Origin of the sequence: Dyella sp. C9, from assembly GCF_003332825.1 — a bacterium.
Lineage (GTDB): Bacteria > Pseudomonadota > Gammaproteobacteria > Xanthomonadales > Rhodanobacteraceae > Dyella.
Map to the genome: position 1 here is coordinate 1 of NZ_QIRF01000018.1, position 26,780 is coordinate 26,780.

At 67.1% G+C, this 26,780-nt stretch carries 25 protein-coding genes; 13 read left to right on the forward strand and 12 right to left on the reverse strand.

Annotated elements, in window-relative coordinates; all coding sequences use genetic code 11:
- Positions 1-175: 175 nt before the first annotated feature.
- Positions 176-1,972 carry a sodium:proton antiporter gene (locus DVU99_RS16730; protein WP_114241372.1) on the forward strand — a complete coding sequence of 599 codons (1,797 nt, stop codon included), beginning with the start codon at positions 176-178 and terminating at the stop codon, positions 1,970-1,972.
- Between the two features lie 96 nt (positions 1,973-2,068).
- Here the strand turns inward: DVU99_RS16730 and aceA are convergent, their stop codons facing one another.
- Positions 2,069-3,373, reverse strand: coding sequence for an isocitrate lyase (aceA, locus tag DVU99_RS16735; RefSeq protein WP_114241373.1), 1,305 nt, complete (start codon positions 3,371-3,373; stop codon positions 2,069-2,071).
- Between the two features lie 127 nt (positions 3,374-3,500).
- Entirely contained in the window at positions 3,501-5,099 is a 1,599-nt protein-coding gene (gene aceB / locus DVU99_RS16740) for a malate synthase A (RefSeq protein ID WP_114241374.1), read from the reverse strand.
- A 124-nt stretch (positions 5,100-5,223) separates the two neighbouring features.
- Here aceB and DVU99_RS16745 point away from each other — a divergent pair, with 124 nt between their 5' ends.
- Complete coding sequence (locus DVU99_RS16745) at positions 5,224-6,264, forward strand: LysR family transcriptional regulator (RefSeq protein WP_114241375.1); 1,041 nt, start codon at positions 5,224-5,226, stop codon at positions 6,262-6,264.
- Between the two features lie 137 nt (positions 6,265-6,401).
- Here the strand turns inward: DVU99_RS16745 and DVU99_RS16750 are convergent, their stop codons facing one another.
- From DVU99_RS16750 to DVU99_RS16785, 8 genes are all read right to left on the reverse strand, one after another.
- Positions 6,402-7,037: a LysE family translocator gene (locus tag DVU99_RS16750; RefSeq protein ID WP_198670364.1), complete on the reverse strand. Its 636-nt coding sequence runs from the start codon at positions 7,035-7,037 to the stop codon at positions 6,402-6,404.
- Positions 7,038-7,128: 91 nt separating this feature from the next.
- Positions 7,129-7,719 carry a 1-acyl-sn-glycerol-3-phosphate acyltransferase gene (locus tag DVU99_RS16755; protein ID WP_114241376.1) on the reverse strand — a complete coding sequence of 197 codons (591 nt, stop codon included), beginning with the start codon at positions 7,717-7,719 and terminating at the stop codon, positions 7,129-7,131.
- Positions 7,716-8,138, reverse strand: coding sequence for an alternative ribosome rescue aminoacyl-tRNA hydrolase ArfB (arfB, locus tag DVU99_RS16760; RefSeq protein WP_114241377.1), 423 nt, complete (start codon positions 8,136-8,138; stop codon positions 7,716-7,718). Before arfB ends, DVU99_RS16755 begins: the two co-directional genes overlap by 4 nt.
- 49 nt (positions 8,139-8,187) lie before the next feature.
- On the reverse strand, positions 8,188-8,889 hold the full coding sequence (locus DVU99_RS16765; protein ID WP_114241378.1) for a pseudouridine synthase: 702 nt from the start codon (positions 8,887-8,889) through the stop codon (positions 8,188-8,190).
- A 146-nt stretch (positions 8,890-9,035) separates the two neighbouring features.
- Positions 9,036-10,655: a ubiquinone biosynthesis regulatory protein kinase UbiB gene (gene ubiB, locus DVU99_RS16770; protein WP_114241441.1), complete on the reverse strand. Its 1,620-nt coding sequence runs from the start codon at positions 10,653-10,655 to the stop codon at positions 9,036-9,038.
- 29 nt (positions 10,656-10,684) lie between these two features.
- Positions 10,685-11,335: an SCP2 domain-containing protein gene (locus DVU99_RS16775; protein WP_114241379.1), complete on the reverse strand. Its 651-nt coding sequence runs from the start codon at positions 11,333-11,335 to the stop codon at positions 10,685-10,687.
- 70 nt (positions 11,336-11,405) lie between these two features.
- Entirely contained in the window at positions 11,406-11,873 is a 468-nt protein-coding gene (gene trmL, locus DVU99_RS16780; RefSeq protein WP_114241380.1) for a tRNA (uridine(34)/cytosine(34)/5-carboxymethylaminomethyluridine(34)-2'-O)-methyltransferase TrmL, read from the reverse strand.
- 52 nt (positions 11,874-11,925) lie between these two features.
- The gene (locus DVU99_RS16785; RefSeq protein ID WP_114241442.1) at positions 11,926-12,126 is read right to left on the reverse strand and encodes a hypothetical protein; all 201 of its coding nucleotides are present in this window, start codon (positions 12,124-12,126) and stop codon (positions 11,926-11,928) included.
- A 276-nt stretch (positions 12,127-12,402) separates the two neighbouring features.
- Between DVU99_RS16785 and DVU99_RS16790 the strand changes: the two genes are divergently transcribed.
- The 7 genes from DVU99_RS16790 to pssA all read left to right on the forward strand — a co-directional run bounded on the left by DVU99_RS16790 (position 12,403) and on the right by pssA (position 21,344).
- Positions 12,403-15,273 (forward strand): pitrilysin family protein, encoded by a 2,871-nt coding sequence (locus tag DVU99_RS16790; protein ID WP_114241381.1) that lies wholly within the window; start codon positions 12,403-12,405, stop codon positions 15,271-15,273.
- Positions 15,274-15,367: 94 nt separating this feature from the next.
- Positions 15,368-15,793, forward strand: a complete 426-nt coding sequence (locus DVU99_RS16795; protein WP_114241382.1) for a DUF4156 domain-containing protein — start codon at positions 15,368-15,370, stop codon at positions 15,791-15,793.
- Positions 15,794-15,958: 165 nt separating this feature from the next.
- Positions 15,959-16,453 (forward strand): MarR family transcriptional regulator, encoded by a 495-nt coding sequence (locus tag DVU99_RS16800; RefSeq protein WP_114241383.1) that lies wholly within the window; start codon positions 15,959-15,961, stop codon positions 16,451-16,453.
- A 3-nt stretch (positions 16,454-16,456) separates the two neighbouring features.
- Positions 16,457-18,598, forward strand: a complete 2,142-nt coding sequence (locus DVU99_RS16805; protein WP_114241384.1) for an FUSC family protein — start codon at positions 16,457-16,459, stop codon at positions 18,596-18,598.
- The gene (locus DVU99_RS16810) at positions 18,588-18,788 is read left to right on the forward strand and encodes a DUF1656 domain-containing protein (RefSeq protein WP_114241385.1); all 201 of its coding nucleotides are present in this window, start codon (positions 18,588-18,590) and stop codon (positions 18,786-18,788) included. The genes DVU99_RS16805 and DVU99_RS16810 overlap by 11 nt, the downstream gene beginning before the upstream one ends.
- 6 nt (positions 18,789-18,794) lie before the next feature.
- Positions 18,795-19,832, forward strand: a complete 1,038-nt coding sequence (locus DVU99_RS16815; protein WP_114241386.1) for an HlyD family secretion protein — start codon at positions 18,795-18,797, stop codon at positions 19,830-19,832.
- 117 nt (positions 19,833-19,949) lie between these two features.
- Entirely contained in the window at positions 19,950-21,344 is a 1,395-nt protein-coding gene (pssA, locus tag DVU99_RS16820) for a CDP-diacylglycerol--serine O-phosphatidyltransferase (RefSeq protein ID WP_114241387.1), read from the forward strand.
- Positions 21,345-21,419: 75 nt separating this feature from the next.
- On the opposite strand, the gene DVU99_RS16825 is transcribed toward pssA, so the two are convergent.
- Positions 21,420-22,016 carry a GNAT family N-acetyltransferase gene (locus DVU99_RS16825; RefSeq protein WP_114241388.1) on the reverse strand — a complete coding sequence of 199 codons (597 nt, stop codon included), beginning with the start codon at positions 22,014-22,016 and terminating at the stop codon, positions 21,420-21,422.
- A gap of 300 nt (positions 22,017-22,316) precedes the next feature.
- Positions 22,317-22,523, reverse strand: coding sequence for a YdcH family protein (locus DVU99_RS16830; protein ID WP_114241389.1), 207 nt, complete (start codon positions 22,521-22,523; stop codon positions 22,317-22,319).
- Positions 22,524-22,635: 112 nt separating this feature from the next.
- Here DVU99_RS16830 and ttcA point away from each other — a divergent pair, with 112 nt between their 5' ends.
- From ttcA to DVU99_RS16850, 4 genes are all read left to right on the forward strand, one after another.
- Positions 22,636-23,511 (forward strand): tRNA 2-thiocytidine(32) synthetase TtcA, encoded by an 876-nt coding sequence (gene ttcA, locus DVU99_RS16835; RefSeq protein WP_114241390.1) that lies wholly within the window; start codon positions 22,636-22,638, stop codon positions 23,509-23,511.
- A 15-nt stretch (positions 23,512-23,526) separates the two neighbouring features.
- Complete coding sequence (locus DVU99_RS16840) at positions 23,527-24,726, forward strand: amino acid aminotransferase (RefSeq protein ID WP_114241391.1); 1,200 nt, start codon at positions 23,527-23,529, stop codon at positions 24,724-24,726.
- A gap of 126 nt (positions 24,727-24,852) precedes the next feature.
- Positions 24,853-25,770, forward strand: coding sequence for a recombination-associated protein RdgC (locus DVU99_RS16845; protein ID WP_114241392.1), 918 nt, complete (start codon positions 24,853-24,855; stop codon positions 25,768-25,770).
- A 157-nt stretch (positions 25,771-25,927) separates the two neighbouring features.
- Positions 25,928-26,698 (forward strand): M48 family metallopeptidase, encoded by a 771-nt coding sequence (locus DVU99_RS16850; RefSeq protein ID WP_114241393.1) that lies wholly within the window; start codon positions 25,928-25,930, stop codon positions 26,696-26,698.
- Positions 26,699-26,780: the final 82 nt, after the last annotated feature.

Consider the following 26,780-nt stretch of genomic DNA (forward strand, 5'->3'; position numbering starts at 1 on the left):
CCCCCCCCCCCCCCCCCCCACCCCCCCCCCCACCCCCCCCCCTTTTTTTTATAATGATAGGGCGCCCCCCGATAACTCGCCGCGTAAGGTCGTCGGCAGCGTCTGTTTTGTATAAGAGAGAGCTCTGTGCGTGCATGCTCCGATAGCGTCACCAAGGACGCTCGAAGGATCGTGCATGGCTGACCTGGGAATGCTGCTGGCATGCATGCTGGGCATCGGCTTTCTGGCGCAGTGGATGGCCTGGCGGGTGCGCCTGCCGGCGATCCTGTTCCTGTTGCTGGCGGGCATCCTGTTGGGCCCCATTGGCGGTGTGCTCGATCCCGATCGCCTGCTGGGGCCGTTGCTGTTCCCGGTGGTGTCGCTGGCGGTGGCGCTGATCCTGTTCGAGGGCAGCCTGACCCTGCGTTTCCACGAGCTGCCGGACATCGGGCGCGCGGTGCGTGGCCTGGTGACCTATGGCGCGGTGATCGCCGTGCTGCTGCTCGGCGTGGCGGCGCATTACCTGGCGGGCCTGAGCTGGGAGGTGTCGCTGCTGTTCGGCGCGCTGACCTGCGTGACCGGGCCGACGGTGATTGCGCCGATGCTGCGCACGGTGCGTCCCAATGCGCGCGTGGCCAATACGCTGCGCTGGGAAGGCATCGTGATCGATCCGCTCGGCGCCTTGTTCGCCGTGCTGGTGTACGAGGCCATCGTTTCGCACCAGCAAGGTCACGCCGTCAGCGTGTTCCTCGCCGTGGTGGTCTGCGGCACGCTGATCGGCCTGTTCACCGCCTGGCTGCTCGCGTTCTTCCTGCGTCGGCAGATGATTCCGGAATACCTGCAGAACTACGCCACGCTGGTGGCCGTGCTGTTGGCGTTCTCGCTGTCCAATGCGGCCACCCATGAATCGGGCCTGCTGGCGGTAACGGTGATGGGCATCGCGCTGGGCAACATGCGCGGCGTGCACATCGACGACATCCTTGATTTCAAGGAAAACCTCACCACCCTGCTGGTTTCCAGCCTTTTCATCCTGCTGGCGGCGCGGCTCAGCTGGCCGCTGCCCGATGGCGTGCTGTGGTCGGGCCTGGCCATCTTCGTCGTGGCGCAACTGGTGGTGCGTCCGCTCACCGCGGCGATCGCCACGCTGGGCAGCGCACTCAGCTGGCGCGAGCGCACGCTGATCGCCTGGGTGGCGCCACGCGGCATCGTGGCGGCGGCGGTGTCGGCACTGTTCGCGCTCAAGCTGGAGACGCTGGGTTTGCCGGGTGCGCATCACCTGGTGCCGCTGGTGTTCATCCTGATCATCGGCACGGTGGTATTGCAAAGCGCCACGGCGCGGCCGCTGGCGCGCTGGCTGAAGGTAGCCGAGCCCGATCCCACCGGCGTGCTCGTGTATGGCGCGGACAACGCGGCACGACAGGTGGCGCGCGCGCTGATCGATGCCGGCTTCCGGGTGGTGCTTGCCGACGAGCAGTGGCAGGACATCGGCGTCGCGCGCATGGAAGGACTGCCCACGTTCTACGGTCACCCCGCCACCGCCTATGCGGAGCGTCACCTGGACCTCACCGGTATGGGTCGTCTGCTGGCGATGTCGGCCAACCGCGAGCGCAATGCGCTGGCCTGCGTGTACTACCGCCAGGAATTCGGGCGCGGACGCGTGTATCGCCTGCTCAATGAGGATACCCATGACGCGCATGCGCGCACCCAGTGGGGTGGCCATCTGCTGGCGCCGGCGCTGTTTGCCGAGGACATGACCCATGAGCGTTTGTCCGAGCGCCTGGCGGACGGCTGGACGATCAAGTCCACCCGACTGACCGCGACCTTCGACTGGCCGCACTTCATCGAGCAGTACGGCTCGACCACCGTGCTGCTGTTCGGCGTGGAGGAGAAAGGCAGCCTGCGCGTGGCGTCGGAAAAGCGCGAGCTGGAACCGCGGCCGGGTTGGCTGGTGATCGCGCTGGTGCCGCCGGAACAGCTGCGTCCCCCGGCCTAGCTCTCCCTGCGTAGCGCGCGTGGGGAGCGCTGGACAGGGCCGCGCTCCCCACGCACGCGCCGGCGTCCCTGCCGGCTCACGCTACGGGATTCACTGTCAGGCCGCGCTGGCCTGGCGCGAGGCGTGGAACTGCGCCTCTTCGGTGGAACCCTTGAGCGCGGTGGTGGACGACTGCCCCTGCTGGATCGCCTGGGTCACGGCATCGAAGTAACCCGTGCCCACTTCGCGCTGGTGCTTCACCGCGGTGAAGCCACGCTCGGCGGCGGCGAATTCCTTCTCCTGCAGCTCCACGAATGCGCTCATCTGTCGACGGGCATAACCATAAGCCAGATCGAACATGCCGTAGTTAAGGCTGTGGAAGCCGGCCAGCGTGATGAACTGGAACTTGTAGCCCATGGCGCCCAGCTCCTTCTGGAACTTGGCGATGGTGGCGTCGTCGAGGTTCTTCTTCCAGTTGAAGCTGGGCGAGCAGTTGTAGGCCAGCAGCTTGCCCGGGTACCTGGCGTGGATCGCCTCGGCGAACTTGCGCGCTTCCTCGAGGTTGGGCTTGCTGGTCTCGCACCACACCAGATCGGCGTATGGCGCGTAGGCAAGGCCGCGACTGATCGCCTGGTCCAGGCCGGGACGCACGCGGAAGAAGCCTTCGACGGTGCGCTCGCCGGTGACGAACGGCTTGTCGTTGTCGTCGATGTCGGAGGTGAGCAGGTCGGCGGCGTCGGCATCGGTGCGCGCCACGATCAGCGTGGGCACGCCGAGCACGTCGGCGGCCAGGCGCGCGGCGTTGAGCTTGTCCACCGCTTCGCGCGTCGGCACCAGCACCTTGCCGCCCATGTGGCCGCACTTCTTCACCGAGGCCAGCTGGTCCTCGAAGTGCACGCCGGCGGCGCCCGCCTCGATCATTGCCTTCATCAGCTCGAACGCGTTGAGCACGCCGCCGAATCCGGCTTCGGCATCAGCCACGATCGGCACCATCCAGTCGAGCTGGTCGTCGCCCTCGGCGTGGTGCAGCTGGTCGGCGCGCAGCAGCGTGTTGTTGATGCGCTTGACCACCTGCGGCACCGAATTGGCCGGATACAGCGACTGGTCCGGATACATCTCGCCGGCCAGGTTCGCGTCGGCGGCCACCTGCCAGCCACTGAGATAGATCGCCTGCAGACCGGCCTTCACCTGCTGCATGGCCTGGTTGCCGGTGAGCGCGCCCAGCGCATTGACAAAATCTTCCTGGTGCAGCGACTTCCACAGGCGCTCGGCACCGCGACGGGCCAGCGAATGCTCGACCGGCACCGTGCCGCGCAGGCGCGCGACGTCCTCGGCGCTGTAGTTGCGCTGGATACCGTTCCAGCGGGGGTTGTTCTTCCAGTCGAGCGCAATCTGTTCGGCAGTGGGCAGCGTGTTCTTCATGACAGGACTCCGTGACGAGCGTGCTTTGGTGTAGGAGCGCACCCGGTGCGCGACCGGCGCATCGGGGCGGTGCCATTCCTTCCGTGGGTCGCGCACCGGGTGCGCTCCTACAGGGAAACGGTGCTTTTCAGTCGATCTGGCTATACGCCGCCAGGGTGAGGAAATCGCCGAGTTCATCGGCGTGCGTGAGTTGCTTGAGCAGCGCGGCGGCCTGCGCCGCGCGATGCGCGTAAGGCCCCTTGCCTTCGATCAGCCGGTGCGTGTGCTTGCTCAGGGCGTGGTCGAACAGGGCGAAGTCGATCGGCGCGTGGTCGGTGAATTCCAGCGGGCCCAGGTGCAGCCACTGCCAGATCTGCGAGCGCGCGATTTCCGCGGTGGCGGCGTCTTCCATCAGGTGATGGATCGGCACGCAGCCCTGGCCGTCCAGCCACGAGGCGGTGTAGCGCAGCGCCACTTCCACGTTGTTGTCGAAGCCGGCGCGGGTGATGGTGCCGCTGCACGGGGTGATCAGCTGGTCGCGGCTGACCTGCACATCGGCGCGCACCACGCTGAGCTGGTTGGGCGAAGGCATGTACTTGTCGAACACTTCCTGCGCCACCGGCACCAGCGCCGGGTGCGCCACCCAGGTACCGTCGTGGCCGGCCTGCACTTCGCGCAGCTTGTCGGCGCGCACCTTGGCCAGCGCGGCCTCGTTGGCGGCCTCGTCGCCCTTGATCGGGATCTGCGCGGCCATGCCGCCCATGGCGAAGGCGCCGCGGCGATGGCAGGTCTGGATCAGCAGTTCCGAGTAGGCCTTCAGGAACGGCACGGTCATCTGCACCTGGCCGCGATCGGGCAGCAGGCGGTCGCGATGGGCGCGGAAGGTCTTCAGGTAGGAAAAGATGTAATCCCAGCGGCCGCAGTTGAGGCCGACCACGCGGCCACGCAGTGCATGCAGGATTTCGTGCATCTGGAACACCGCCGGCAGCGTCTCGATCAGCACGGTGGCCTTCATGCAGTCCGGCGGCAGGACGAGCGCGGCCTCGGCGGCGGCCATCACCTCGTCCCACAGCGCCGCCTCTTCCATCGACTGCAGCTTGGGCAGGTAGAAGTACGGGCCGCGGTCACGCGCCTGCAGCTTGCGCGCGTTGTGGAAGGCGAACAGGCCGAAATCCACCAGCGCGCCGGCCATGGGCTCGTCGTCGACCGTGATGTGGCGTTCGGGCAGGTGCCAGCCACGCGGACGCACGATCAGCACGGCCGGGTTGTCGTTGACGCGGTAGTGCTTGCCCTCGGGCGAGGTGTACGCGATCGAGCCGTTCACCGCGTCGCGCAGGTTGATCTGGCCGTCGACCTGGTTGGCGAAGGTGGGCGCCGAGGAGTCCTCGAAGTCGGCCATGAACACTTTCGCGCCGGAATTGAGCGCGTTGATGATCATCTTGCGCTCGACCGGCCCGGTGATCTCCACGCGGCGGTCGCGCAGGGCGGCCGGGATCGGCGCCACGGTCCAGCTCCCTTCGCGGATCGCGGCGGTGTCAGCGCGGAAGTCCGGCAGCTCGCCGGCGTCGTAACCGGCCTGGCGGGTCTCCCGGGCGGCCAGCAGCGCGAGGCGGCGGCCGTCGAACTGGCGATGCAGGCCGGCCAGGAACACCAGCGCGTCGGGGGTGAGGATGGCGTCGTGCTCGGGCCGGGTGCCGACGAGCACCTGGGCCGCGGTGGGAGCGACGCGTTCCTTGGGAACAGCCATGACCGATCTCCGTGATGACGATGGGATGACACTAGGTCACGGAGAAATGCTTTGACAAAGCAAATGTTTCAATTTTTCATATTAGCAATCTCAATGAATTAGATAACTCACTGAGTCTATTGCCATGGCTGAGCCCAAAAAAATGCTGCGGGCGCGGAAAAAATCGCGCACAGGCACCCAGAAACGGCGCAAGGGCGGTGATGGCGACAGCGCCGATGCCGGCCGCTTCTACTACAAGGGCAACCGCCAGAAGCAGATGCGGGCGTTCGTCTACACGGTGAAGCTGGGCACGCTGACCCGTGCCGCCGAGGCCTTGTTCCTGTCTCAGCCCACTGTGAGTCTCCAGCTGCAGGCACTGGAGCGGGAGCTGGGAGTGAACCTGCTGGAACGCCGGCGCCGCCGCATCAATCTGACCGACGCCGGCGAGGCCCTGTACGAGCTGGCCCGTCCGCTGGTGGAGGGTTGGGAGAACCTCGACCGGGAATTCCAGGCCAAGGTGAAGGGGCTGCAGGGCGGCCGCCTGACCATCGCGGCGGGCAGCTCCACCATCCAGTACCTGCTGCCGGACCTGGTACGCCGCTATCGCGAGCGTTTCCCCGAGGTGCAGCTGCAGCTGGCCAATGTCACCGGCAAGGACGGGCTGGCGCTGTTGCGCGCCGACGAGGCGGACTTCGCGGTGGGTTCGATGCTCGACGTGCCCAATGACATCGCCTGGGCGCCGGTCTACCACTACGATCCGATGCTGATCATGCCGCTGGACCACCCGCTGGCGAATAACCCCACGGTGACCCTGCAGGACCTCTCGCCCTATGGCCTGATCCTGCCGCCACAGCGCTTGTCCACCTATCGACTCGTGGACCTGGTGTTCCAGCAGCGCCAGGTGCCGTACCGGGTGGCGATCGAAGTCGGCGGTTGGGAAGTGATCAAGGAATACGTGGCGATGGGGTTGGGCATTTCCATCGTCACCGGCATCTGCATCACCGAGGCGGACCGTTCGCGTTTGGCCGTCCGAAACATGAAGCAGTATTTCCCGCAGCGCAGCTATGGCGTGGTGATCCGCAAGGGCAAGTTCCTCAGCGCGGAAGCGAGGGCCTTCGTGGACCTGGTGCGGCCGGGGCTGCTGACCCATCGCGATTACGACGAGTCGGGCCACTCCGAACGCTAGCGTGCCCCGTCCCCTGTAGGAGCGCACCCTATGCGCGACCGCAGCGTTGCGGGATCAGCGAGGTGCAGGGTTGTCGAGGTGCGGAGCCCTCGTGCGCTGGTCGCGCACAGGGTGCGCTCCTACAAGGGGAGTTGCCCTCAGCCCTGTCGCTGCAGCGCCAGTTTCACGCCGAAGCCGAGCAGCACCGTGCCGCACACGCGATCCATCCACTGCCCGAAGCGGGGCCGGGTGGTGAGCAGGTGGTGGATATGTCCGCCCAGCAGGGCCAGCACCATCGACCAGGTGGTGCCGGTGCCGATGAAGCTCAGGCCCAGCACCAGCAGGCCCAGCTGCGGATGCGCCGCCTGCATCGAGACGAACTGCGGCAGGAAGGCCAGGAAGAACAGCGCCACCTTCGGGTTCAAGACATTCGTCAGCATGCCCTGGCGAAACGCCGCCGCCAGCCCCTTGCCGCGCGTCACCGTGGGCTGGCGCGCACCGCCGCGGGCCAGCAGCATGCGCAGGCCGATCCACACCAGGTACGCCGCGCCCAGGTACTTCAACACGCTGAAGGCGACCGCCGAGGTCGTCAGGATCGCCGAGATGCCGAGCACGGCGGCGAGCGTGTGCACGATGCAGCCGGCGTTGATGCCCAGCGCCGCCGCCACGCCGACGGCGCGTCCTTCGCGGCCGCTGCGGGTGAGGATGTAGAACGTGTCCAGGCCGGGCGTCAGGTTCAACGCGATACAGGCGAGCAGGAACGCTTCGAAATGCTGGATGCCGAGCGAAGTCACCGGGATTACCTGATGAGTGACTGCACTCCTTGAGAAGTGCAGCCATGGATGGCTGCTTCTTGATCTTCGCGGTCATGGATGACCGCACAAATCAAGCGTTGCGGTGCTTGCCGCGGTAGGGCGTGAACAGCGCGCGGATCTTCACCATGTCGGCGTCGGGGTCATCGCTGGCGTGCACCACCGGCCCGAACGAGAAGGTCTTGGACGGATAATCCAGGAACAGCGTCTGGATCGGCACCTTGGCATCGTGGGCGATGCGCAGGAAGCCGGACTTCCACGCCTTGACCTTCTTGCGCGTGCCTTCGGGCGTGATGCCGAGCCACATGCGGTCCTTTTCCTCGAAGCGCTTGACCATCTGGTCCACCACGTTGAGCGCGGCGCTGCGATTGATGGGGATCATGCCGATCGGGCGCAGGATGAGGCCGAGCGGCCCGTCCAGCACTTCGCGCTTGATCATGATGTTGATGTCCACGCCCAGGCCGATCTTCATCAGCAGGCCGTAGTAGCCATCCCAGTACGACGAATGCGGCGCGCCGATGATGATCAGCTTGGGCGCGTTCGGCAGCTGGCCGATGAGCTTCCAGCCGGACAGGCGCAGCAGGCAGCGTGCGAGCCAGGGCCAGAAACGGCTGTTGAGCTTGGGCGCCTCGGGCGGGGCAGGGGGGAGCATCGGGGTGCTCATTCACGACTCCAGTCACGCGAACGCGTCTGCTTGATCTTGCCGCGTTGCTGTTTGCCGGCGAGCCGGCGCTCCTGCGAGCCGCGGGTGGGTTTGGTGGCGATGCGCGCCTTGGGAACGACCAGCGCGCTGCGGATGATTTCGACCAGCCGCTCGCGCGCGTCCTCGCGGTTGCGGCCCTGGTCGCGGAAGCGGCGCGCCTGGATCACCAGCACGCCGTCATCGGTGAGGCGACGGTCGCGCCGCGCCAGCAGCCGGGCACGCAAGGGTTCGGGCAGGGAAGGCGACCGCGCCACGTCGAAGCGCAGTTCCACCGCGCTTTCGGTGCGATTGACGTGCTGGCCACCGGGACCGTCGGCACGCAGGAAGCGCTCGGTCAGCTCGGTCTCGGGCAGGACGATGGATCGGCTGATCGTGAGCATGAAGCCAAGTTTAACGGGGCCGCATGACGGCCCGCCATGCGGCACCGCATCAGGACGCGGGCAGCGACCAGCCGAAGCGCGCCAGCAGGGCCTGGTAGGCCGCGTCGAGCGGCGCCTCGATGCGCATCGGCGCGCCGCTGAGCGGATGGGCAAAACGGAGGCGCCACGCGTGCAACAGCATGCGGTGGCACGAGAAGTACTGCTTGTACAGGCGGTTGTGGTCGCCGCGGCCGTGCTGGCAGTCGCCGATGATCGGATGGTGGATGTGCGCCATGTGCTTGCGGATCTGGCGGAAGCGGCCGGTATGCGGCTCGGCCAGGACCAGGGCGTAGCGTTGCTGCGGATAACGGCCGAGCGCGATCGGTACCTCGACCGTGGCCAGCCGCTGGTAGCTGGTGCTGGCCTCGCGGCGCGGACCGGTCTCGCGCGAGCCGGGCAGGGGATAGTCGACCATGCCTTCGTCGGGCTCGGGCCAGCCGCGCACCACCGCGAGGTACTGCTTGTGCACGTCGCGTCCCATGAACTGCTCACCCAGCGCCGCAGCGATCTCGCTGGAGCGCGCCACCAGCAGCACGCCACTGGTGGCGCGGTCGAGGCGATGGGCCAGGTAGGTGGTGCCACCCACCTGCTCGCGCAGCAGGTCGATCAGGAACTCCTCCGCGTTGCCCACCATCTTGGAGCGGTGCACGGCGAGGCCCGCGGGTTTGTTCACCGCGATGAGGGCGTCGTCTTGGTAGAGGATGTCGAGCATGTCGGGCCAACGGCAAAGTGCGAGTGCTTCGCACGTTTCAGGAGCACCGTCATTCCGGCGAAGGCCGGAATCCAGCGTCTTTCAATCCTGGCGAATCGTGGAAAAGTCACTGGATCCCGGCCTTCGCCGGGATGACGGTGAGGTGATCAGGGGCGGCGCGGCCAGCCTGCTGCGAAGACCAGCAGGCCAAGGCTTGCGGCAATGGCGGCCGGCCATACGCCGTGCTCGGCAGACTGTGTCCAGAGCGCGGCGCTGCTCAACAATAAACTGCCGCCCAGCAGTCCAAACGCCAGCGTGCGCCGGCTGCGCTGCGCTTCGTCGCGCTGCTGTGCCAGCTCGCGCGGATCGGCGCTGAGCTGCCGTTCGCCCTTGGCCACCTGCCGCAGCGCGTCGCGCACCAGCTCGGGGAACTGCGGGGCGGCATGGAACCACTCGGGCAGTCGCTTGCGCACCTCGCGCAGCGTGCGGCGCGGGCTGTAGCGTTCGCGCAGGATGCGCTTGAGCACCGGATGCGCCACCGCCCAGATGTCGATCTGCGGATCGAGCATGCGGCCCACACCCTCGATGTTGAGCAGGGTCTTCTGCAGCAGGATCAGCTGCGGCTGCAGGGTCAGCTCGTAACGGCGCGCGGTCTGGAACAGCTTGACCACCAGCTCGGCCAGCGAGATCTGCGACAGCGGGCGGGTGAAGTAGGGCTCGCACACGGTGCGTACCGCGGCGGTGAGCTCGTCGATGCGCACGGTGGATGGCATCCAGCCGGCGTCGACGTGCAGCTGCGCGATGCGCTCGTAGTCGCGCTCGAACAGCGCGATGAAGTTCTGCGCCAGCCAGTACTGGTCCTGTTCCGGCAGCGATCCCATGATGCCGAAGTCCAGCGCGATGAAGCGCGGCTCGCCCGGGCGCGCGGTGTCCACCCAGATGTTGCCGGGGTGGGCGTCGGCGTGGAAGAAGTTGTCGCGGAACACCTGTTCGTAGAACAGCCGCACGCCCTTCACCGCGAGCGCCTTGCGGTCCACGCCGGCCGCGTCGAGCGCGGCGATATCGTCGCAGCTTACGCCGTACACGCGCTCGAGCGTCAGCACGCGCTCGGCGGTGTGGTCCCAGTACACCGCGGGCACGTACATGTCCACGCCGCTTTCGAAGTTGCGGCGCAGCAGGCTGGCGCTGGCGCCTTCGCGCTGCAGGTCCAGCTCGTTCTCCAGCATCTTCTCGACTTCCGCCACCACGTCGAGCGGGCGGATCTTGTCGGCGTTGGGATGCCAGCGCTGGGCCAGCTCGCCCAGCGAGTGCAGCAGCTTGATGTCGCGCGCGATGCGCTGCTCGATGCCAGGGCGCAGCACCTTCACCACCACCGCACTGCCGTCGTGCAGCGTGGCCGCGTGCACCTGGGCAATGGATGCCGATGCCAGCGACGTCTCGTCGAAGCTGGCGTAGAGCGTGCCGATCGGTGCCTTGAGCTGTTGCTCGACGATGGCGCGGGCCTCCGCACCGGGGAATGGCGGCACCTGGTCCTGCAGCTGGGCCAGTTCGTCCGCGATGTCGGCCGGCACCAGGTCGCGGCGGGTCGACAGCACCTGGCCTGCCTTCACGAAGATCGGGCCAAGGTCGGTGAGCGCCAGGCGCAGGCGCGCCCCGCGCGAAAGGCTGGCCACGTCAACGCGCGGCTTGGCCACGAACGGGCGCACCAGCTTGAGCGGGCGGAACAGGTGGGCGGCGTCGACCAGCTCGTCCAGTCGGTAGGCGAGCAGTACGGAGGCGACGCGCATCACGCGCGGTACGACCTTCAGCGGTGTCCTCACGCGGTGGGTCCCTTCTTCAGGCGCTGCTCCAGGCGCGCAAGGCGCGCTTCCAGCCGTTCGCTGCGTTCGCGCAATTCATCCACGCCATCGAGAAAGCCCTCGACTTCGCCCGGGGCGGCGGCCACGCGCGCTTCGTCGCGCAGCCAGTCGGCCGTATCGGTGGTGAGGTGGCTGGCGGTCTCCTTGGCGTGCGCCAGGCCCGCGCGCACGGCCTTGGCCAGAGGCACGCCGAGCACGTCGCCGAAGGTGCGCGCGAAGGCTTCCTCGAAGTCGGGTGCGAACTTGCTGGCGAGCTTTTCCAGGCGGCGCGCCAGGTCGGCGTCGCCGGCGATCTCGACCTTGCCCGGGGACACGCCTTCATCGTCGCGCTTCACCAGCATGGCCAGCAGGCTGCCTGGCGTGGCGGCCACGCGTAGGTGGTTGTCGTCCTGCGCCGGGCCGACCTTCAGGCGGTCGCCCTGCACCGTCACCGAAAGCGCCAGTTCGGGGCCACGCAGATGCAGCTGCACGCTGCGGCCGTCCAGCGCGGACAGGCGCGCGACTGTTTCCGGATCCAGCGACAGCGTGTGGTTGAGGGCGGTTTCCAGCGCGCGGCCGGCGAGGGCACGCAGCGGGCGGGGCAGCAGGGAGCGGGGTGAGGCAGTCATGCCGCGATTGTAGCGGGTGAGACTGGGCGTGCCTTTCCTTTGCGGGACCGGTCGCGCACAGGGTGCGCTCCTACAGGGCCGCGCCGTCGAAATCGAACTGCCGCCATGCTTCGTACACCGCGATGGCCACGGTGTTGGACAGGTTGAGGCTGCGGCTGTTGGGCCGCATCGGCAGGCGCAGGCGTTGCGCCTCGGGGATGGCGTCGAGCACCTCACCGGGCAGCCCGGCGGTCTCGCAGCCGAACAGCAGGGCGTCGCCGTGGGCGAAGCGGGCATCCACATGGGCCACGCGGCCCCGGGTGGAGAACGCAAACACGCGTGGCTGGCCGATGCCCTGCAGGCAGCTGGCGAGGTCATCGTGCACGGCCAGCTGCGCATATTCGTGGTAGTCCAGACCTGCACGGCGCAGGCGGGCATCGTCCAGCTCGAACCCCAGGGGACGGATCAGGTGCAACGTGGCGCCGGTGTTGGCGCACAACCTGATCACGTTGCCGGTGTTCGGCGGTATCTCGGGGCGGTAAAGGATGACATGCAGCATCCGTGCATTATCGGGCCTATCCCTCGACCCGCAACACGGTGAGCGTCCTTGCTCAACCGTTGGTGCGCGGGCAGACCACGCCGTCAGGCGGGAGGGCGCACGCGACCGGGGTGGCGATCAGCTGGCCGGCGCTACCGGCGGCAGCGAGGCGAATGGCATCCGGCTTGGCGTTCACCATGGCACCCAGCACGAGTCCGCAGACCAGCAGGCAGGCGACGAACAGGCCGCGCAGCATCAAGGCTTCGAATTTCATGATCATGTCTCCGATGAGTTTGGGTTAGGTCCTGCACCCTAGGTATGGCAAGCCCCGTGCCAAGTCCTTGATCACATCCAAGTGACTGTCATTGTTGGAAATTTGGATTTGCGTTCAGCGGCGGCAGGTTGTCCGCGGACAGCGACCGGCCGCAGCCGGACAGCCGGACGGACACTCGTCCGGGCACCAATTGCTGTGCCATTGGTCATTTGCCAAGGTAGGGAGGCGTCGATAGCCTCCGATCGTTCACCCGTTGAAACAAACAGGAGTGTCGTGATGGCAAGAAAGCCCCTCGCCCTGCTCGTCGCAGGCCTGCTCAGCATGTCGGCAGGCTTGCCGGCAGTTGCCGCCCCCAGTGCGGCGATGGAATCGACCGCCGCCACGGCGGTGCCGGATATCGCCTTTACCCGCTTCACCCTGCCCAACGGCCTGACCGTGGTGGTGCATGAAGACCACAAGGCGCCGGTGGTGGCGGTGAGCATCTGGTATCACGTGGGTTCGGCCGACGAACCCAAGGGCAAGACGGGCTTCGCGCACCTGTTCGAGCACCTGATGTTCTCGGGTTCGGAGAACCACAAGGGCACCTACTTCCAGCCGTTCGAGCTGGCTGGTGCCACCGACATGAACGGCACCACCTGGTTCGACCGCACCAACTATTTCGAGACGGTGCCGACCACTGCGCTGGACATGGCGCTGTGGATGGAGTCGGACCGCATGGGCCACCTGCTGGGCGCGATCGGCCAGAAGGAGCTCGATACCCAGCGTGGCGTCGTGCAGAACGAGAAGCGCCAGGGTGAGAACCGCCCCTACGGCCGCGTGGACCAGAACATCCTGTCCAACACCTACCCGGGCAACCATCCGTACCAGCACGACACCATCGGCTCGATGGCCGACCTCAACGCGGCCTCGCTGGCCGACGTGAAGCAGTGGTTCCACGACTACTACGGCGCGGCCAACACCACCCTGGTGCTGGCCGGCGACATTACCGTGGCCGAGGCCAAGGCCAAGGCCGAGAAGTACTTCGGCGACATTCCGGCGGGTCCGCCGGTGCCGCGCCAGCAGGCGTGGATCACGCCGCTGACCAAGTCCACCCGTGGCGTGCAGCATGACCACGTGGCACAGCCGCGCATCTACCGCACCTGGGTGGTGCCGCAGCTGGGCACCGACGATGCGATCCAGCTCGACCTCGCCTCCACCGTGCTCGGCGGCGGCAAGACCTCGCGCCTGTACCAGCGTCTGGTCTACCAGGACAAGCTGGTGGACGACGTCTCGGCCAGCATTTCCCCGTTCGCGCTGGCCAGCCAGTTCCAGATCCAGGCCGACGTGAAGGATGGCGTGGATCCGGCCAAGGTGGAGGCGGTGATCCAGGAGGAACTGAAGAAATTCCTCGCCGAAGGCCCCACGGCCGACGAACTCGACCGCGCCAAGATCGGCAACCGCGCCGGTTTCGTGCGTGGCCTGGAGAAGGTGGGCGGCTTTGGCGGCAAGGCGGTGATCCTCGCCGAGGGCCAGGTCTACCGGAACGATCCGGGCGCTTACAAGAAGGACCTGCAGCGCGCCGACGCGGCCACCTCGGCCAGCGTCAAGGCGGCGGCGGACAAGTGGCTGAGCAAGGGTGACTACCTGCTCACCGTGCTGCCCGCCGGCAACGACTTCAACCCGGACACCGAGGACGCCAAGGTGGCTGCGCTGCCGCCGGCGGCCGACCGCCCGCAGGCCAAGCTGCCGCCCAAGGCGGACTACAGCGTGGGCCCCAAGCAGGTGGACCGCAGCAAGGGCGTGCCCGACGTGGCGCAGTTCCCCGACCTGAGCTTCCCGACGCTGGAGCGCGGCAAGCTCAAGAACGGCATCGAGGTGATTCTCGCCCAGCGCCACACCGTTCCGGTGACGCATGTGCAGCTGATGTTCGATGCCGGCTATGCCGCCGACCAGGGCCGCAAGCTGGGTACCGCCAGCTTCACCACCACGCTGATGAACGAGAGCACCAAGGATCTCGATTCGCTGGAGGTGGCCAAGCGCAAGCAGCGCCTGGGTGCTATCACCCGCATCGGCTGCGGGCTGGATTCGTGCTCGGCCGCGCTCAACGCGCTCAACGACCAGCTGCAGCCCTCGCTGGCGCTGTTCGCCGACATCGTGCGCAACCCGGCCTTCAAGGCGGACGACATCGAGCGCATCCGCGGCCAGTGGCTGGCCGGCATCGCCCAGGAAAAGACCCAGCCCACCGCGCTGGCGCTGCGTACGCTGCCGCCGCTGCTGTACGGCGCCAAGCATGCCTACGGCATCCCGTTCACCGGCTCGGGCACGGAGTCGGAGATCAAGGCCATGCAGGCCAGCGATCTCACCGCCTTCCAGCGTGACTGGCTGCGCCCGGACAACGTGAAGATCCTGGTCGCGGGCGACACCACGCTGCAGCAGATCATCCCGCAGCTCGATGCCGCGTTCGGCGACTGGAAGGCACCGTCCTCGCCGGTGCCGAAGAAGAACATCGCCACGGTGGCGCCGCAGTCCAAGCCGCGCGTGTTCCTCATCGACAAGCCGGATGCGCCGCAGTCGCTGATCCTCGCCGGCCTGCTGGCGCCCTCCAGCAAGGCGCCGAACGAGCTGGCCATCGACGTGGCCAACGGCGCGTTTGGCGGCACCTTCACCTCGCGCCTCAACATGAACCTGCGTGAGGACAAGCGCTGGGCCTATGGCGCCTTCAGTTTCATGCGCGATGCGATCGGCCAGCGCCCGTTCCTGATGTACGCGCCGGTGCAGACCGACAAGACCGCCGAGTCGGCGCATGAGGTGTTGAAGGAGGCCACCGAGGTGATCGGTGCGCGTCCGCTCACCACGCAGGAGGTCAACAAGATCAAGGACTCCAACGTGCGCGCATTGCCCGGCAGCTTCGAGACCAGTGCCGAAGTGCTGGGCGCGATGAGCGAGATCGTGCAGTACGACCGACCGGACAACTACGTGCAGACCTTGAAGGCACGCACCGAGGCCGTCGGCCAGCCCGATGCCGAGGGCGCCCTGAAGGAGATCATCAAGCCTGCGGCGCTGACCTGGGTGATCGTGGGTGATCTCAAGAAGATCGAGCAGCCGGTCAAGGCGCTCAACCTGGGCGAAGTGCAGGTCATCGACGGTGACGGCAAGCCGGCCAAGTGACGCGGCGGTGGGGACTGTTCACGTCCCCGGGTTAGGATGGAGGCCGGGCGGGGGATCGCCCGGCCTTTTCATTGTCCATGTCCCGGAGCTACCCATGCGCAAGACCCTGTTGCTCGTTCCCATTGTGTTGCTCAGCGCCTGCACCTACGGCATCACGCTGGACGATGCCGGCAAGAACGTCCGCACGGCCTGGAGTGGGGACATGTCGTCCTGCCGCGAGCTGGGCAAGGTGACCGTATCGGTGATGGACCACGTGGGCCCCGTCAACCGCAACGACATCAAGGTGCGTGACGAACTGGAAGTGATGGCGCGCAACGAGGCGGCCAAGATGCACGCCGACACCGTCAAGCCGCTCGCGGACCCCACCGATGGTTCGCAGCCCTGGGGCGCCTACCAGTGTGGCAACGCCCAGCTGGCGCCGGCCGGACGCCCGGGCAACCCGGCGGCGCCGACCACCGCGCCGAACGCGCCGCCGGCGGCCCCGGGTGCGTTCGAGACCTATCCGGTCAAGGGCAATTGAGCGGAGGCCGGCCCAGGCCGGGCCGGCCGCCAGGCAAGGCATCTCCCAAGGCGCCCCCGTGGCGCCTTTTTCACGTGTGCAGGGCGACGCTCTTGCGAACATCGCTCGGCAGGCATAAAATTCACATGTATATATTTCATATATGTACTATCTAAGCCGGCCGCGATGAGCAGCTTCCTCCCTACCGAACAGCGACTGGCGGTCACGCGCCAACGTTATCCCGCGTTTCCGCGGGACGCGGCCGTGCTGATCCGGCTGATCAAGCACATCTACAAGCGGGTGCAGGACGACGCCAATGCCATGCTGCGGCCCTACGGCATCAATCATCCCGAGTACAACCTGCTGATGATGCTGTACGGCACCGAGGGCTATACCCTGCATCCGACCGAGCTGGCGGATGCAGCGGGCGAGAAGTCGGCCAACATCACCCGACTCACCAATGAGCTGGCGGACAAGGGCCTGATCGCGCGCAACGCCAGCGACGAGGACCGCCGCAAGGTGACCTTGACCCTCACCGACCAGGGCGTGGCGCTGATCGAGAGCTTCCTGCCGGACGTGTGCGCCCTGCTGGAGCACCAGGTAGGCGACCTGCAGTCGCGGGACGTGGTGCAGCTGGAGCGCCTGCTGAAGAAATTCCTGGACCAGCTGGAGCGGGAGTAAGCCATGTCCGCCATACCCAGCGAGCTGCCCGCCAACCGCCGACATCCCTGGCTGGCCGAATTCCTGTTTGGCGAGCGCCAGGCATGGATCTTCGTGGTCAAGTGCCTGCTGGCGTTCTACATCGCCGCATGGCTGTCGATGCTGTTCCAGCTCGAGCAGCCCTCGACCACCATGATCACCGTATCGATCGTGATGCATCCGCACAGCGGCATGGTGCTGGCCAAGAGCTTCTATCGCGCCATCGGCACCTGCGCGGGCAGCCTGTGCGGCGTATTGCTGATGGCGGCGTTCCCGCAGCAACGCGAGCTGTTCCTGCTGAGCCTGTCGCTGTGGGTCGGACTTTGCGCCGGCGGCGCCGTGCTGTACCGCAACTTCATGTCCTACGGCTTCGTGCTGGCCGGCTACACCGCCGCCATCGTGGCGCTGCCGGCGATCAACAACCCGTACAACGTGTTCGACTCGGCGATGATGCGCGTGAGCGAGGTGTTGCTCGGCATCGTCGTGGCGGGCCTGATCAGCGACGTGGTGCTGCCCGAGCGCCTGCGCCAGGTGCTGCGACGCAGTGCGCGCGAGCATTACGGGCACTTCATCGAATTCGCGCGTGGCAGCCTGGGCGGCGCCATCCCGCGTGCGCAGATGGAACAGGCGCACCTGAGCTTCGTGCGCGCGGCGGTGCAACTGGAAGACCTGCGCGCCTCGGTGATCTTCGAGGATCCGGAAGCCCGTGCCCGCAGCAGCCGCATGCAGTTGCTCAACGTGCGCTACATGGCGGCGGCCACCACCTTCCAGTCGCTGCACCACCTGATCAACCGCCTGCAGCGCAACAACCATCCGCGCACCGCGGGCGCGCTGATCCGCCTGTATGCACCGGTGGGCGAGGCGTTGTCGCCAGCGCCCAGCGAGAAGCCGGTACCGCGACTGCTGGCCACGCGGCTGGAAGCCTGCCAGGCGAAGCTGCCAGCGCTGGCCGCGCAGCTGCGCGAGGAGCTGCGGCAGGATCCGGAGCTGCTGTTGGAATTCGACAGCGGCGCCGCGCTGCTCAATCGCTTCGTCAGCGAATTGCGCGACTTCACCGCGCTGGAAGCAACCCTGCGCGAAACCCAGGGCACCCTGGGCGGCACGGTGGAGCGCGTGGACTTCAAGCGCGCCAACGACTACGCGGCACCGGTGATCGCGGTGATCCGCACTTTCCTGACCATGCTTACCCTGAGCGTGTTCTGGATCGAGACCGGTTGGTCGTTCGGGCCCAATGCCATGCTGCTGGCCACTATCTTCAGCGGCCTGCTGGCGACCTCGCCGACGCCGTTGTCGGCCACCGCCAATACCTGGATCGGCTATGCGGTGGGCATGACGGCCGCGTACCTTGTGGTGTTCTGGCTGATGCCAGGCAGCGATGGCTTCGTCATGCTGTTCCTGGTCACCGCGCCGCTGCTGGCGATCGGTCCCTACCTCACCACGCGCAACGCCACCTTGCCGGGCATCGGCGCCGGCTACACGCTGGGCTTCGTGTACATCCTCGCGTTGAAGAACCCGATGGTGTACAGCCCCGAGCACTTCCTCAACGACGCCATCGCCTCGCTGTTCGGCCTGATGATGAGCGGCGCCGCCTTCATGGTCATTCCCACCGTGATCGGCACCGAGTGGCTGCGCCGACGCCAGCTGGTGCAGCTGCGCCGGCAGGTGACGCTGGCCACCACGGCGCCGCTGCAGGGGCTGGTGTACCGTTTCGAAAGCGTCAACCGTGACCTGTTCCACCAGGTCGTGCAGTTCACCCAGGCGGGCAGCGCCGAATCCAAGTCGCTGTTGTCGTGGGCGCTGGCGGTGCACGACAGCGGTCGCGCGGTGATCGAGCTGCGCCACGACATGCAGCATACTGACCTGCCGCCGCCGCTGGTGGAGTCCATGCAGCGTGCCGTGCATGCGTTGGCCGAGCTCTATGACGAACCCTCCAAGGCACGCTGGCAGGAGGCCGATCGTTCCGTTGACCATGCCATCACACTGACCATGCAGACACTTCCGCAGGCCCGTGCCAGCTGCCAGCCGGCACTCGCTCATCTGCTGCAGTTGCGCACCGCGCTGCGCGATGACGAGTCAGCGCTCGCCCCGTACATCGTGAAGGCACCGGAGACCACCCATGCCCCGTGAAATCGCCCTTGCCGATGCGCTGGTTCCCAGCATCCTGCTGGTCTACCTTGGTTGCCTGCTGGTGCTGTGGGTCATCGACACCATCGTGGGCCGCTTTGGCCTTTACCGTTATGTCTGGCATCCGTCCCTGTTCCGCGTTGCCGTGTTTTTCGTGCTGTTCGGCGCGGTCGGCCTGCTGTTGTATCCCTGAGCCCCTATGAAGATCGAACCTCAAGCCCTGTTGCGTTTTGCCATTACCGCGGTGGTCGTCATCGTGGCGCTCGTGCTTTGCCGCGCGCTGTGGGACCACTACATGTACTCGCCCTGGACGCGCGACGGCCGCGTACGCGCCGAGGTGGTGCGCATCGCCCCCGACGTCGCCGGCCTGGTGACGCGCGTGCCGGTGGTGGACAACCAGGAAGTGAAGAAGGGCGACGTGCTGTTCGAGATCGACCCCGAGCGCTATCACATCGCCCTGGCGCAGGCCGAGGCCAACCTCTCCGCCGCCAAGGCAAGCGCCCGTGCCGCCGGCGCCAACATCGACGCCGTGCTGGCCAGCGCCGCCGCGCGCAAGGCCGAGTACGACATGCGCCAGGAGCAGGCCAAGCGCCGCCAGGACCTCGCCGACGTGGTGCCGAAGGAAGAACGCACCGACGCCAAGTCGGCGGCCGACACCGCGCTGGCGGTCTGGCAGCAGGCACAGGCCAGCGGCCACCAGGCCAACGCCGCGCAGGAGCAGGCCGAGGCCGCTGTGGTGCAGGCACAGGTTGCAGTGGACCGCGCCAAGCTGGACGTGGAGCGCACCGAAGTGCGCGCGCCGGTCGACGGCTATGTGACCAACCTCGACGTGCGCGTGGGCGACTACGCCTCCACCGGCAGTCCGCGCCTGGCGCTGATCGATCGCCACAGCTATTACATCTACGGCTACTTCGAGGAAACCAAGCTGCCGCACCTGCGCGTGGGCGATCCGGTGGATATCCGCCTGATGAGCGGCGGCGTGCACCTGAAGGGCCACATCACCGGCCTGGCACGCGGCATCACCGATCGCGACAACCCGACCGGCCGCGACCTGCTGGCCGACGTCAATCCCACCTTCAACTGGGTGCGCCTGGCCCAGCGCGTGCCGGTGCGCATCGCCATCGACGAGGCCAGCGTGCCCAAGGACGTGGTGCTGGCGGCGGGCATGACGGCGAGCATCGACGTGCAGCCGCGCCGCGTGCTGGACAAGGCTGACGGGCAACAACCCTCGCCCTGAAGCCTCCCGTAGGAGCGCACCCCATGCGCGAAAAGCCAACGAGGCGATGACACCGGGGAGCCATGGTGCACGGGCTGCGCTCCACCAAAGGGGCGCGCTTGTTTACCATGTCGCCCCATGAACCGACCGTTGCCCTCGCCGCGTAGCCTGGCTCGCCGACTGCTGTCCCTGCGCCGTCGGCGCAAGCTGGACCTGTCCGGGTTTCCCCATGTCGCGGTGCCGGCCACGGCCATCACCACGCTGGCCGGCCCGCAGGCATTCCGCGAGACCCTGTTGTCGCTGATCGCCGGCGCGCAACATCGCATCGTGCTGGTGGCCCTGTACCTGCAGGATGACGACGCCGGCCGCGAGGTGCTCGATGCCCTGTATGCGGCGCGTGCCGCACGTCCTGGCCTGAGCGTGGAGGTGTACGTCGACTGGCATCGCGCGCGGCGCGGGCTGATCGGCAAGGCGCACAGCGAGGGCAACGCGGCGATGTATCGCGCGTATGCCGAGCGCCTGGGCGAGGGCGTGGCGATCCGCGGCGTGCCGGTACAGAACCGCGAACTGTTCGGCGTGCTGCACCTGAAGGGCTTCGTCATCGACGATGCCGTGCTGTACAGCGGCGCCAGCCTCAACGATGTGTACCTGAACCGGCACGGCCGCTATCGGCTCGACCGCTATCACCTGATCCGCGATCGCGCGTTGGCCGACAGCATGGCCGACTTCGTGGCACGCGAATTCCGCGACAACAGCGCGGTGCCACGCCTCGACCAGCAGCCACTGCCGCGCACCCGCGAGCTGCAGGAACCGATCCGCCAGCTGCGCCATTCGTTGCAGCAGGCACGTTACCAGGGGCCCAGCGATACGCCGGGCGAGGGCGAGGTCACGGTGATTCCGCTGGTCGGCTTCGGCCGCAGCGACAACGCACTCAACGAAACCCTGCTCGGCCTGCTGCGCGAGGCGCGCCAGCGGGTGATCCTGCTGACGCCGTACTTCAACCTGCCGCGCCCGGTGCGCGCGGTGATCGGCCAGCTGCTGCGCCGCGGCTGCCAGCTGGACATCATGGTCGGCGACAAGGTCGCCAACGATTTCTACATTCCGCCGGACCAGCCGTTCAGCCGCATCGGCCTGCTGCCCTACCTGTACGAGGCCAACCTGCGCCGTTTTGCGCGCCTGCACCAGGGCGCCATCGACAGCGGCCAGCTCAACCTGTGGCTATGGCGCGACGGCGACAACAGTTACCACCTCAAGGGACTGTTCGTGGACCAGGATGTGGCGGTGATCACCGGCAACAACCTGAACCCCCGCGCCTGGGCGCTGGACCTGGAGAATGGCCTGCTGCTGCGTGATCCGTCCGGTTTGCTGGTGGCGCAGCATGCGGCGGAGTGGGCGTCGCTGCGCAAGCACGCCACGCGACTGGGCCATTACCGGGAGCTGCAGGGCACGCGCAGCTATCCGCCGGAAGTGCGGCGCCTGTTCAAGCGCTTGCGGCGCGTACGGCTCGATCGCCTGATCGGCCAGTTGCTGTAACCATCCACCACACTTCTGTAGGAGCGCATCCTGAATCGAGTTCAGGGGTGCGCTCCTACAGGGGGCGCCTGGTGTTTATGCGGCCAGCCGGGCGAGGCGCAGCGCCAGCCAGCGCGAGACGTCGGGCCATTCGCTGTCGATCACGCTGTAGCACACGGTGTGGCGCAGGCTGCCGTCGGGTCGTCGCTTGTGGTTGCGCAGCACGCCTTCGCGCTGCGCGCCGAGGCGTTCGATGGCGCGCTGCGAGTCGAGGTTGCGGTGGTCGGTGTGCAGTTCCACCGCCACGCAGCCCAGCACCTCGAAGGCGTGCTGGAACAACAGGCGCTTGCAGGCGGTGTTGAGATGACTCTTCTGCCAGCGCCTGGCGTACCAGGTGTAGCCGATGGCCACGCGTCGCGGATCGTCCACGAAATCGTAGAAGCGCGTGGTGCCGGCGATTTCGCCGGTGCGCTTCTCGCGCACGGCGAAGGGCAACATCAGGCCCGCCTGCTGTCCTGCCAGGGCCTTGGCGATGTAGGCCGCCATCTCGCCCGGGGCGGGCGCGCTGGTGAACCACAGCTTCCACAGTTCGCCGTCGGCAGCGGCGGCCTCCAGTGACGGTGCGTGCTCGGGGGGGAGCGGTTCCAGGCAGACGTGGTCGTCTTCCAGGCGAACGGGATAGAGCGGGGACATGGTGTCGCGGCATCCGTCAGTGGGTGGAGAGCTGGCATTTAAGCAGTCCCCCGACGCAGCGCCAATGGCTGCGAGAGGCATCGCCTGGGCGAAATCGGGCGGGCATGCAGGCAAATACCTACTTTCAGAATCGTCTGGTAGGAGAAGCCCGGGCGCTTTCCTAAGCTTTCCTGGTGTCGCGGCTACGGAAGGATCCGCCGGGCAGCCTGCATGGAGGGCAACGACCCCAGGCATCGGCAAGCCGCGCCATCTCCACCCCTGGCACGGGCGCGCAAGTGTGCGTCCGTGCACGGCGTGTGTCTAGGCGTCCAGGTCGGGAATCAGCTTGCTCTCGAGGCGCGCGATATGGTCCTTGAGCAGCAGCTTGCGCTTCTTGAGCCGGGTGAGCTGCAGCTCGTCGCGGCCCACCGAATCGGCCAGGTGCTCGATCGCCACGTCGAGATCGCGATGTTCCACCCGCAGTTCGGCGAGCAGATGGGCGATTTCGGCTTGATCCTGGACCTGCATGGCGGCGGGCGGCGGCTGAAAGGAATACCCGAAGTGTACCGCCGCCGGAGCCGGGGCGTACCCCCGCCGGTCAGATCGTTACAATGGGGGGCCGTTCCGTCCGATCCCGCCGATGTCCGCCCAGCCCGAGACCACCCGCAAGCACCAGTACGAGGCCGCCAAGCTGGCCAAGCGCCTGCGTCACCAGGTGGGCCAGGCGATTGCCGACTTCAACATGATCGAGGACGGCGACAAGGTGATGGTGTGCCTGTCCGGCGGTAAGGATTCCTACACGCTGCTGGACATCCTGCTGTCGCTGCAGGCCAAGGCGCCGGTGAGCTTCGAGCTGATCGCGGTGAACCTGGACCAGAAACAGCCGGGTTTTCCCGAGCACGTGCTGCCGGAGTACCTCGCCGCGCGCGGTGTGCCGTTCCACATCATCGAGCAGGACACCTATAGCACGGTGACCCGGGTCATTCCCGAGGGCAAGACCATGTGCAGCCTGTGTTCGCGCCTGCGGCGCGGTGCGCTGTACCACTGGGCGGCCGCCAATGGCATCACCAAGATCGCACTGGGCCACCATCGCGACGATATCCTGGGCACCTTCTTCCTCAACCTGTTCTACCAGGCACAGCTCAAGGCGATGCCGCCCAAGCTGCGTTCGGACGACGGCCGCCACGTGGTGATCCGCCCATTGGCCTACTGCAAGGAGGGCGATATCGCTGCCTACGCGGAGGAGCGCCAGTTCCCGATCATCCCGTGCAACCTGTGCGGCTCGCAGGAAAACCTGCAGCGCAAGGCGGTAAAGCGCATGATGGAGGATTGGGAAAAGACCCAGCCTGGCCGCGCCGAGAACATCTTCCGCGCACTGGGCCACGTGTCGCCGTCCCAGCTGGCCGATCGCAACCTGTTCGACTTCGCCGCGCTGGGTGCGCGCGAAGGTGTCGTACGCGCCGATGCGCATCAGTGGCTCACCGGCTTGCCGGAAGAGCGTGAATCCACCCCCTGACAGTCGAGTAACGCCGTGTCTCTCTTTTCATCCGTTGAAATGGTCCCGGGCGATCCGATCCTGGGTCTCTCCGAGGCCTACGTGGCCGACAGCCGGCCGGGCAAGGTCAACCTGGGCGTGGGCATCTACTACGACGAACAGGGCCGCATCCCGCTGCTGCGTGCCGTGCGCGAAGTGGAGCAGGCGCTGGCGCTGGAAGCGAAGCCGCGCGGTTATCTGCCGATCGACGGCTTGGCCACCTACAACGTGGCCACCCAGAAGCTGGTGTTCGGCGAAGACTCGCCGCTGCTGGCAGCCGGGCGCGTGGCCACCTCGCAGACCATTGGCGGCAGCGGCGCGCTGCGCATCGGCGCCGACCTGCTCAAGCAGGTGCTGCCGATCGCCAAGATCGCCATCAGCAACCCGAGCTGGGAAAACCACCGCGTGGTGTTCGGCTCGGCGGGCTTCGAGGTGCTGACCTACGCCTACTACGACGCCCAAACCCATGGCCTGGATTTCGCCGGCATGCTGGCCGACCTCGGCAAGCTGGAACCGGGCACGGTGGTGCTGCTGCATGCGTGCTGCCACAACCCGACCGGCGTGGACCTCAACGCCGCGCAGTGGCAGCAGGTGGTGGACCTGGTGAAGGAGCGCAAGCTGATGCCCTTCATCGATATGGCCTACCAGGGCTTCGACGAAGGCATCGACGCCGACGCCACGGCGGTGCGCCTGTTCGCCGCCTCGGGCATCGAATCGTTCGTGGTGGCCAACTCGTACTCCAAGTCGTTCTCGCTGTACGGCGAGCGCGTGGGCGGGCTGTCCATCGTGGGCAAGGACCGCGACGAGGCGCTGCGCGTGCAGTCGCTGGTCAAGCGCACCATCCGCTCCAACTACTCCAGCCCGGCCACGCACGGCGGCGCACTGGTGTCGGCGGTGCTCAACAGCGCCGAGCTGAAGGCGATGTGGGAACACGAGCTGGGCGAGATGCGCGAACGCATCCACGCGATGCGCGCCGGCATGGTGGAGAAGCTGGCCGCGGCGGGTGCGCCGCAGTTCGGCTTCATCCAGGAGCAGGCCGGCATGTTCTCCTACTCGGGCCTCAGCAAGGCCCAGGTGGACCGGCTGCGCGAGGAGTACGCCATCTACGCGGTCGGCACCGGCCGTATCTGCGTGGCGGCGTTGAATCGCGCGAATCTGGATACGGTGGTCAACGCCATCGCTGCCGTTAGCTGCTGAGCCCCCAGCCTTACCTCCCCGTCATCCCGGCGAAAGCCGGGATCCAGTGCCTCTGCGCACCGACTAAAGACGCTGGATCCCGGCTTTCGCTGGGATGACGGCATAGAAAACGAGTCCGGACACCGAATGTTTTTTCGCAATCTCACCCTGTTCCGCTTTTCCCCTGCCGTTGCCGAAGACCTGAACCGCCTGGACGAGGCCCTGGGCGAGCATCGCCTGCGCCCCTGTGGCCCGATGGAAATGGGCACCAAGGGCTTCGTGCCGCCGGTGGGCCGGGGCGAGGAAGCGCCGCTGACCCACGCCGTCCACGCCTGCACCATGGTCACCGTGGGCAGCGAGGACAAGCTGCTCCCCGGTTCGGTGGTGAACGATGAACTTGCACGCCGAGTGCAGAAGATCGCCGAAGAAGAAGGCCGCAAGGTCGGTGGTCGCGAGCGCAAGCGCCTGAAGGAGGACGTGCTCAACGAGCTGGTGCCGCGCGCCTTCATCCGCAGTTCGCGCATGCGTGCCTACGTGGACAAGAAGCACGGCTGGCTGGTGCTGGACACCTCCAGTCGCAAGTCGGCTGAGAATGCACTGACCCAGATCCGCGAAGCCCTGGGCAGCTTCCCCGCGGTGCCGCTGGCGCCGGAGGAAGGCCCCCGCGTGCTGATGACCGACTGGCTGGCCAACGGCAACCTGCCGGGCGGCCTGAGCCTGGGTGACGAGGTGGAGCTGCGCGATCCGGCTTCGGCCACTGGCGCCATCGCCAAGTGCCGTCGCCAGGACCTGGATGGCGAAGAGGTGAAGGAGCACCTGCGCAATGGCAAGCAGGTATTCCAGCTCGGTCTCATCTTCGATGAGCGCATGAGCTTCGTGCTTGGCGAAGACCTCATCGTGCGCAAGCTGAAGTTCCTCGACGTGGTCACCGATGAGCTGGGCGACAGCCACCCGGACGCCGCCGCCGAGGCCGATGCCACCTTCGCCCTGCTCACGCTGGAGCTGGAGCGCCTGCTCGGCAAGCTGGAGGAGTGGTTCGGCCTGCCCAGGCCCGCCGAGGCCTGAGCGACGCAGCCGGGCTGAGACGCACCCCCTAGGCCAAAGGTCGGGGGGCTGAGGTCATGGGCTCGTCTTGCGAAGCCTGCATGCTCCCCCCACATTGGCTGAGGGACACTGATGGGCCTGGACGCCGTGCAGTAGCCGTAGGCAGTAGGGCGGGGACATGACGCAGCATCTCGAAGGCGATTGGCTGGAACTGGCCACCGCGAGTGGTAGCACCATCCGCGTGCTCAAGGCCGCGCATCCGCGCGCACGCCGCTTGCGCCTCACCGTCACGCCCAAGGGCGCGCGAGTGTCGTATCCGCACGGCACGCATCCCGCGCAGGTGAGTGCGTTCCTGCGTCATCACGCCGACTGGCTGGAACGCAAGCTCGACGAGCTGCACCTGATCGTGAAGCCCGCGCCGCCGTTGCGGGTGGGCACGCCCACCGAATTTCCGCTGCGCGGCGAGACCGTGCAGCTGGACTGGGCCGATGGCCCGTATCCACGCGTGGATGCCGGCGAAGGCACGGTCACGCTGACCATTCCGCGCCCGCATACGCGCGCGCTGCCGGTGGCACGTGGCCTGCTCGCCTCGTTCTTCGAATCACAGATCCGCCGCGACGTGGCGCGCTGGCTGGCCGGCTACGTGCCGATGCTCGGCCTCGCGCCCACCGCATTGCGCGTGCGCCCGATGAAGAGCCTGTGGGGCAGCCTGGATACGCGCGACCGCATCAACCTCGATCTCGCGCTGGCGCTGGCGCCGCCCAATGCCCTGCGCTACGTGCTCGCCCATGAGCTATGCCATCTGAAGGTGCGCAGCCATGCGCCGCGCTTCTGGGCGCAGGTGGAGGGGCTGTTTCCCGAATGGCGCGAGCAGCGCGACTGGCTGCGCATGAATGGTGCGTGGCTGAAGACCGAACTGGACCGGCTGATCGCCGACGTGGCCGATTGATTCGGCGCCGGGGTGGATCCCGCGGAGCGTGATCGCACAGGGTGCGCTCCTACAGCAGCAGCTTGCCGCAGAAGCGCGCCCT